Origin of the sequence: Synechococcus sp. B60.1, from assembly GCF_047462555.1 — a bacterium.
Classification (GTDB): Bacteria; Cyanobacteriota; Cyanobacteriia; order Thermostichales; family Thermostichaceae; genus Thermostichus.
In genome coordinates this window covers 1-8086 of record NZ_JANSJN010000118.1, presented here as the reverse complement: position 1 = coordinate 8086, position 8086 = coordinate 1, and the positions used below count along the sequence as shown (strand labels likewise).

Here is an 8086-nt window from a genome sequence, read left to right as displayed (position 1 = left end):
GACGGCCCTGGCAATCGCGAACCCGTCGGCGCTGCCGAGAAGAGGGGGATCCGGGGTCATGGCTGGGGGTTGAAGGTAGGATCTGGCTCAACCGTCGGTGGCAGCGGAAACTCCAGTACCTGTTGAGCAAGGGGCAAAAAGCGGGCGAAGTTTGCGATCACCCCCGCTCGATGGTCGGGATGCAGGGGCAGTTGCAGCAGTTGGGCCATCGAGTCGACGTAGATTTCGGGATCCCAGGGTTGCATCGATTCAAGGGGTCGGCTGGGGAAAAGGTACCACAGGCCAGCTTGCCAAAACCAGCAGAAAGTTACCCAAGGCAGAATCCAAAGACAAGACCGTCCTCGGTTAAGGGGTGGCCGTCGACGCCGTGCTACCTGGCGGGGGCCAAAGGCGTTCGCGGGGCAAGACAGGGCGAGTCACGGCCTGCCGCTCCCATTCCTCTAAATTGAGGCGACGACCGGCAGAACTGGGGGCACTGGCCTGCAGGCGCTTGCGGAACAGGCGCAACTGCTGCTGCTCGGCGGCGGGAGAAACATGCTGGGCAAAGAGGGGATGCAAGAGCTTCTCTTCCTGCTCAAACTGGGCCCGCAACTGCCGATAAAAGTGAAGGGCAGCAGAGGGATCCAACTGCTGCGGCTCACGCTCCGCCTGGTGCAAAAAGCGGGTCAGCTCCGGGATCTGATCCCGCAACTGTTGCTCCAGCCCATTGACCTGGCTGCTGAGCTGGGGATCCGCTGCCAGAGCCGTCCTGAGCAGCGGGTAGAGGACATGGCGCTCCAATTGAATGTGGCGGGAGAGGCGCTGCCGCAACCTTTGCACCCAGAGACGCCGCTGCTCCAGATCCAACTCCGAGGCCCGAGAGAGACGAGCCAAGAACTGCAGGATAACCCGGTGCTGTTCGGCACAAAGGGCAACCAGTGTAGACATAGCAGTTCCCTGGAGAAAAAGCTTTATCTTAGCTTAACTTTGTCAAGAGACAGCAGCGTGCGTAAGGGTACGGGACTGGTGCAGGTGTCTTGGCTACACCCCGACAGCAACCCCGGCAAAAGCTGCCCTCCGGTTGCTAGGCTTGCACAAGCCAGCGGCGTTTCCAGGCGGAAGTGGGCTCAAGGGGTGAAGTTTGCTGTTCCTGCTGGCGCTGCAGCCGAATTTGGGCTCTGTCTCCCTGCAAGGTGGGATCCCGGTAGGGCACAGCGGCGCGGGTTTTCAGGTGCTCCCGCTCCATGGGGGAGAGGGGCGGCAGGTGATCCGGTTGGGGTGAGGCCACCGTGCCCGGCCAAGGGCGACCCACCGGCGGCGTCGAGCCAATGAAAAGCCCCGCCTCCAGCAAGGCTGCTCGCACCGCCGCCGCACAGGAATAGGTGGCCAGGATCCCGCCGGGGCGGATTCGCGCCGCCACTGCCCGCAAAAAGTCCACCGTCCACAGCTCCGGGCAGACGGAAGGGGAGAAGGGATCCAAAAACACCGCATCCGCCCATCCCAGCGGCACCTGGAGCAGGGTTTGGCGGGCATCTCCCCACAGCAGCGTTCCGCGCCAGCGCGGCGATTGCCAGGATCCCTCGTTGATAAAGTGTTGCCACTCCTGGCTAAAGCTCCAAGTGGATCCCACCCCCACCTGCCAGGCCTGGCGGGGCACCTGCGGGGAGCGCTCTAGGCCAATAACTTCTACAGGGCAGTCGGGCCGCACCTGCCAGATTGTCTCCAAGGCCAGGCCAGAGTTGTAGCCAAGGCCAAAGCAAATATCCAAAAGACAAATGGGATCCTCCGGATCCCGCTCCAACGGCAGCCGATCCAGCCGGCAAGGGCGGACGAACTTCTCCAGCGCTTCCTGAGCGGCGCCGCTGACGTTGTGAAAAGCCTGCCCAAACTCCTGGGAGAAAAAGGTCAGGGATCCATCCCCTGTGGTCAACACCTGCCACTGGGTTTCTGCGGTCATGGCTACTGCAAGTTTCTATTTCCAGCTTGGCGATTCTTTGATAGCTTGAGAACGTTAAGATGAGTTTCGCAGCTCACCGGCAGGGCTTGTAGATTCGGCTCTGGCCATCCCTAGCTAGGGGGGTACCTCAGCGGCTATGTCTTTACTGGATTGGTTTGCCGAGCGGCGCAAACAGACTTCCCTCAACTTGACAGGCAGCAGCCCCTTCGACAAAGAGCGGCAAGTGCGAGAGATTGCCGACGGCCTCTGGCAGAAGTGTCCAGCTTGCGACGCTCTCACCTACAGCAAAGATCTGCAGCAGAACTGGCAGGTTTGTCCAAGCTGTGGCTACCACCATCGCATCACAGCCCCGCAGCGGCTGGAGCAGCTTTTGGATCCCGGCTCCTGGCAGCCCCTCGACGAGCACCTGGCCCCCACCGATCCGCTGCACTTTTTCGACCAAAAGCCCTACGCCGAGCGCCTGGCCGCCTACCAGGAGCGCACCCAGCTCAAGGATGCCGTCCTGACCGGGTTGGGCACTCTGGAAGGGATCCCGGTGGCGATGGGCGTGATGGATTTTCGCTTTATGGGCGGCAGCATGGGCTCGGTCGTAGGCGAGAAGATTACCCGTCTCACCGAACGCGCCACCTGCGATCACCTACCCCTGATCCTTTTTTCGGCCTCTGGGGGAGCCCGTATGCAGGAAGGGATCCTCAGCCTGATGCAGATGGCCAAAACAGCAGCCGCTCTGCAAAGGCACCGCGAAGCCGGCCAGTTGTTTATCTCCGTGCTTACCCATCCCACCTATGGGGGAGTGACCGCCAGCTTTGCCATGCTGGGAGACTTGATCCTGGCCGAACCCGGCGCCCAGATAGGGTTTGCCGGGCCCAATGTTATCGAGCAAACCATTGGCAAGGGCAAACTCCCGGAGGGCTTCCAGACGGCTGAGTACTTGCTAGCCCATGGGCTCATCGATGCAATCGTGCCGCGGACTGAACTGCGCAAGCGCTTGGCCCAGTTGCTGGCCATGCACCGACCCCGCTTGCACATGTCCCTTGCCGCGCTCGATTCGACTTACGCCCTCGATCCCGCCAGGATCTGAGACGGGAAGTAAAGGTTGGATCCCTTTGTCTGCAGGCGGAGCAGTTAGCTCCCAGAGGGAGAGGGGCTGGGGGTGAGGGATTGCTCCCTGGCTGAAGAGGAAGGGAGGGTAGCTGCCTCAACGGCACAGCGCGCCTAGATCCGGCAGACAACCTCAATCAGTGGGAAGTTGCCATGGCAAAGAAGGATACCCTCTCTGTTTGCAGAAGAGGGATTTTCTGCCGAGGGGGTCATAGCAGCAACCGATGGTGCTAAGGTGGGGCATGAGGTCTTGACTGGAAGCAATGGATTTTAAGCTACGCATCCGTACCGCCGAAACTCCGCAAGGGCAACAACTGGCGATTGTGCCGTTGGAAGGTCGCTTTGACGCCAAGGTCGCTTCCGAAGTGCGGCAGTTGCTGCAGCAGGTTTTGGATTTTGGTTACCACAACCTGTTGATCGACATGTCGGCGGTTACTTTTATGGATAGCTCCGGCCTGGGGGTGCTGATCTCGGCCTTGCGCAAGTGCCGGACTGCCGGCGGCAACCTCAGCCTCTGTTGCGTTCCGGAAAGCGTCGCCCTCGTCCTCAGCCTCACCTCGATGGAGAAGGTCTTGACCTGTTTTGACGACCTGGAGACGGCCATCGCCAACTTCTCCACCGCTTCCTCTGCTCGCTAGGCCGACATTTTGAGTTGCTGCGATGCCCTGCCTACGCCTCTGACTTTGTTCCCAGGATCTGTTGAGGATGCTCAGCCATGACCCAAGCTGGCCTCGATACCTTTCAGCTCCTTTACCAGCACCACCGTGGCCCCAGCTTTTGCGAGCGCATGCTGGCTACTGCTCCTGGCCGCTTCAATGAGACCTTTTGGCAGTTTTGGCAGCAGCATGTTGAGCCCTGCTTGCCCGCTGCGCCCTGCCTGCTGGATCTGGGAACGGGGCCGGGGTATGTCCTCCGGCAGTGGGCCCAGCGCTACCCCGGCGGACATTTCATTGGCGTAGATCTAATGCCCTACATGTTGGAGCGGGCAGCGGCAGACTTGAAAGGCGTCCCTGGCCTTCAACTGCTGCAGGCCGATCTCCACGATCCCCATTTGCCCCTGCCAGATTGCAGCGTTGACGCGGCTCAGGCGGTGGTGGTGATCCACGAGATGGTGCAGCCGGTGCGCCTGTTGCAAGCGGTGCGGCGTCTGCTCAAGCCAGGGGGGCGGTTTTTGCTGGTGGACTGGGTGCGCGCCCCACTTAGCCTCTACTTCGATGCGGCCACAGAAGCCCAACTGTTTCAGCTGGAAACATCCCTAGACACCTTGGTGGATCAGTTTACCCACTTCTACGAGCACAACCGCTTCAGCGCTGAGGACTTGGCCTGGCTGTTGGAGAAGGTTGGCTTGAGAGTGGTGGCGCAAGAGCTCTACGGGCAAAATCGCTTTGTGCGCCTTGTGGCGGAAAAGCCCTAGAGGACTTCAGGGATCCGCCGCTCGGCCTGCACCTGGGCAAACACCTGCACCTCGGTGCTCATTTTGCGCAGTTGGCGGGCCAACTTAATGGCCTTGTCGCGGGGGAGAGGGGGGCTCACCACCGCCGGCAGGCAGCGCAACAGCGGCTTCAGGGCCGTCTTGGGCAGCCGCGCATAAAACGCCAAGGTGGAGAGGATCTCGTCTTCAAAGTAGGGGTTGCGGTATTCCAAAAGCCGCACTTGATAGAGTTCCGGCGGCAGAGGGCGTCCCTGGGCCAGGCGAATCAGGGATCCCACCGTCCCCATCACGTATAGACGATCCCCCCGCTTCAACAGGGTCTCGCCCTCTTTCTGCCAGATCTTGGGAAAAACACAGGGCCGGCCCGGTCGGGAGTGATGCAGCAAGATCGCCAGGTCGTAATCCTGGGCCAGTTGCCGTAGGGATAGCCCCAGGTAAGGGTCATGGGCCGAGACCTCCAGCAACGTCACCAGCAGCGTTTCCCCGTCCCAAGTCAAGGTGCCGTAAACGGATCCCACCAACGCTGCCGTAGCAAAAGCCCGCGCCCCCAGGGCCGTGGTGCTGTAGCTGGTTCCCAGCGTCTGCAGATGCCGCTGCATCCGCGCCGCCAGCTCAGGATCCGTGACCCGCAAAATGGTGCGGATCCCAGGTTGCAGGCTGTGGGCGGTCAGGGCGGTCTCGAGGTTGGTGAGATCGTCAGGCGTCGTGCAGATCAAAGAGCGGCTGCTTTGGATGCGAGCCTGTTGCAGCGTGCTGGCCAAGGCGTAGTTGCCCCGGATCACCACCGCCCCCTCCCGTTCCGTCGCCGCCAGCAGGGGATTGTCGCTGTCGGGCTCCACAACCACCACCTCATAGCCCATTTGCCGCAACAACTGTAGCACCAAGTAGCTCAGCCGTCCCAACCCCGCGATCACCACGTGATCCGCTTTGGGCATACGGGCGGCCCGGCCCAAGCCAAAGCGGCTGCTCACCAACTTGTCGGTCACCAATCCGTAGATCAACCCCACCAGGGCAGCCCCCACCAAGGTCATGACCACCGCCACCACCTTCACCCCTAGAGGGGTCTCCGCCTGCTGAAAAGCCTCGATGTCCCCATACCCCCCCGTCAACACCACGATGGTCAGCAACAGCCCGTCAACCACGGATTTGCCGATAGCTCTAAAGTTAAGGATCCCCAGCACCAGCATGGCTCCCAAGGTGAAGGTGAGGGTGCGCACGATGGGCTTGACCTGCAGCAGTCCCTGCAGGCTTCTGCGCAGCCAAGATAGGAGCTGCCTGAACGAGTTGCCTCGCTGTTGTTGTCGTTTGTCTTGCACCTGTCCGCTGGCCCAGCGTTGTGCCCGCGAAGAGCCGCGCCGCCCGTTGCGCTCCAACAGGTGCAGATAGGATCTGGGGTCGCAGATCACCAAAATGCGATCCCCCTCCAGCAGCTCTGCCTCGTGGTCGAAATCGTCGAAAACCCGAGACTCGGAAAAGTCGGACAGCCCGTCCACCGGGTAGTGAAACAGCACCCGCGCCCGAAAGGTTTCCTCCAGTTCCGAGAGGGGCATGTGCAGCAGACGGGAGTTGTAGCCGATGGTCAGCTCCACCACGTTCCAGAGGGTGGTCTCTTGGGGAGCGCCAAAATAAAGCGGATTCGCCAGCTCCGGCGGCAGCGTGGCCGGCTGAGCCTCTAACTGGGGCAACTCGAAGTAGCCGACAAATTCGTCCGAGACAGCTTTCAGAGCAAAGGCCGGCGCAGCCAAGGCAGCCACCGACAGGGAAAAATGCTGCGGCAAAATCGAGTCCAGGTAGCGGGCAAGGCCGGTGTTAAACAGACGAGAGACAATGCGCACCTGCGGGTTGAGATCCCGAATCAAGAGAGCCAGCTCGAAGTTGGCTTGGTCGTTGTCCTCCACAAGCAATGCCACCTTGATCCGCTCGATCCCAGCCCGGCGCAACACCTCCGGCTGATGGGGATCCCCCTCTAGGTATTGCCACTGCTCTTTTAATAAAGAAGGCCGCGGGCCGGGAGCCACCACTACCGCGCGCTGTCCAAAGTCTTCCAGAATCTGCAGCGTCAACGCTGCCAGGTCGTTGTAGCCACAGACCAGGATGAAAACACCCGGATCCCGGCCATTGTCCTGCAGTTGCTCATCCAGCCATTGATGAGAAAGGGATCCCACCATACTCCACCACCTACCCTGCTCCCTTTATACCCAAGGCAGGTCTAGAACCCCGCCCTACCCAAAATATTCCGGTAAGGGATCCCCTTGCCCGGCCAGCCGCGATGAGAAGCGACCTTGGCTCTTGTTTCCAGCGAGAGTTGGCGGATCTTGGGCCAAACGGTTCAAAGATGAGAACGACTCCCAACAGCTTGACTCGGTACTTAGGATCCTCTATCATTGCCCCAGCGCCAAGTTCTTGAGTAAAAATCTCAATAAGCTTGGCCTAGAGAAGGGTCAAAAGGCCGGCATTTGAGGGAACTGCCCTGATTTCAGGGAGGGGGTTTTCAAGTGCTTTCTCGGGTAAAGGCATTGCTGACTGGGTCAATGCAGCAGCCTTTCTTGAAATGTTTTTGAGTTTAGGAGTTGGGTATGCGCTTATCGCGACGGCAATTGGTCAGCGGAGCCGCGCTGGGCTCTGTAGCCTTGGCGGCAGGCTTGCTGGGGCGTCCGGCCCGCGGCGCCAACCGGGAGGTGAACCTCTACACCTCTCGGCACTACAGCACTGATGAGGAATTGTACGAACTTTTCAAACAGAAAACGGGCATTACCGTCAATTGGGTGCAGGGCAACGCCGATGAGATTGCCCAACGTATCCGCAGCGAGGGAGCCAACAGCCCTGCTGATATCTTCATGACGGTGGATGTGGCCCGGCTGTGGCGCGCCCAGAACGAAGGCCTGTTTCAGCCCATCCAGTCCGAGACGCTCTCTAAGAACATCCCGGAATCGCTGCGGGATCCGGAAGGCTACTGGTTTGGCCTAACCAAGCGGGCGCGGGTGATCATGTACAACAAAGACAAGGTGGATCCCAAGGAGCTCTCCACCTACGAAGATCTGGCCAACCCCAAGTGGCGAGGTAAGGTGCTTACCCGCTCCTCCAGCAATGTGTACAGCCAATCTCTGACGGCTTCCATTATCCTGGCGCACGGGATCCCAGAAACCGAACAGTGGGCCCGCGGCTTGGTGGCCAACTTTGCCCGCCCGCCGGAAGGGGGAGACATTGATCAAATCAAAGCCGTGGCCGCTGGCGTGGGGGATGTGGCCCTAGCCAACACCTACTACCTGGCGCGTTTGATCAAATCCGACAATCCCGAAGATCGCGCCGTAGCGGAGAAAATCGGCATCTTCTTTCCCAACCAACAGGATCGCGGCACCCACGTCAACATCAGCGGCGCCGGAATTTTGAAAACAGCTCCCAACAAAGAGGCCGCCATCCAGTTTCTGGAGTTCCTCTCCGGCCCAGAGGCGCAGGCCATCTTTGCCCAGAGCAACAACGAATACCCGGTGCTGCCGGGGGCGGAGATCGACTCGGTGGTGGCCAGCCTTGGCACCTTCAAGGAAGACACGATCAACGCCGCCAGCATTGGCCGCGTTACCCCCGATGCTCTAAAAGTGATGGATCGGGCCGGTTGG

The 8086-nt window shown here is 60.4% G+C and carries 8 protein-coding genes; 4 read left to right on the top strand and 4 right to left on the bottom strand.

Features of this window, described 5'->3' with window-relative positions:
- Positions 1 to 56: 56 nt before the first annotated feature.
- From NW863_RS11550 to NW863_RS11540, 3 genes are all read right to left on the bottom strand, one after another.
- Complete coding sequence (locus NW863_RS11550; RefSeq protein ID WP_414366488.1) at positions 57 to 245, bottom strand: DUF4089 domain-containing protein; 189 nt, start codon at positions 243 to 245, stop codon at positions 57 to 59.
- A 100-nt stretch (positions 246 to 345) separates the two neighbouring features.
- Positions 346 to 927: a hemerythrin domain-containing protein gene (locus NW863_RS11545; protein ID WP_414366487.1), complete on the bottom strand. Its 582-nt coding sequence runs from the start codon at positions 925 to 927 to the stop codon at positions 346 to 348.
- A gap of 136 nt (positions 928 to 1063) precedes the next feature.
- The gene (locus NW863_RS11540) at positions 1064 to 1936 is read right to left on the bottom strand and encodes a tRNA (5-methylaminomethyl-2-thiouridine)(34)-methyltransferase MnmD (RefSeq protein WP_414366486.1); all 873 of its coding nucleotides are present in this window, start codon (positions 1934 to 1936) and stop codon (positions 1064 to 1066) included.
- 136 nt (positions 1937 to 2072) lie between these two features.
- Here NW863_RS11540 and accD point away from each other — a divergent pair, with 136 nt between their 5' ends.
- The 3 genes from accD to NW863_RS11525 all read left to right on the top strand — a co-directional run bounded on the left by accD (position 2073) and on the right by NW863_RS11525 (position 4451).
- Positions 2073 to 3017, top strand: a complete 945-nt coding sequence (gene accD / locus NW863_RS11535) for an acetyl-CoA carboxylase, carboxyltransferase subunit beta (protein ID WP_414366485.1) — start codon at positions 2073 to 2075, stop codon at positions 3015 to 3017.
- A gap of 283 nt (positions 3018 to 3300) precedes the next feature.
- Positions 3301 to 3675 carry an STAS domain-containing protein gene (locus tag NW863_RS11530; RefSeq protein WP_414333076.1) on the top strand — a complete coding sequence of 125 codons (375 nt, stop codon included), beginning with the start codon at positions 3301 to 3303 and terminating at the stop codon, positions 3673 to 3675.
- Between the two features lie 77 nt (positions 3676 to 3752).
- Entirely contained in the window at positions 3753 to 4451 is a 699-nt protein-coding gene (locus tag NW863_RS11525; protein WP_414366484.1) for a class I SAM-dependent methyltransferase, read from the top strand.
- On the opposite strand, the gene NW863_RS11520 is transcribed toward NW863_RS11525, so the two are convergent.
- Positions 4448 to 6637 (bottom strand): NAD-binding protein, encoded by a 2190-nt coding sequence (locus NW863_RS11520; protein WP_414366483.1) that lies wholly within the window; start codon positions 6635 to 6637, stop codon positions 4448 to 4450. The two genes, NW863_RS11525 and NW863_RS11520, sit on opposite strands and share 4 nt — an antisense overlap.
- 402 nt (positions 6638 to 7039) lie before the next feature.
- On the opposite strand from NW863_RS11520, the gene NW863_RS11515 reads away from it, so the two are divergent.
- Positions 7040 to 8086 (top strand): Fe(3+) ABC transporter substrate-binding protein (locus tag NW863_RS11515; protein ID WP_414366482.1); only part of this gene is annotated, 1047 nt, incomplete at its 3' end.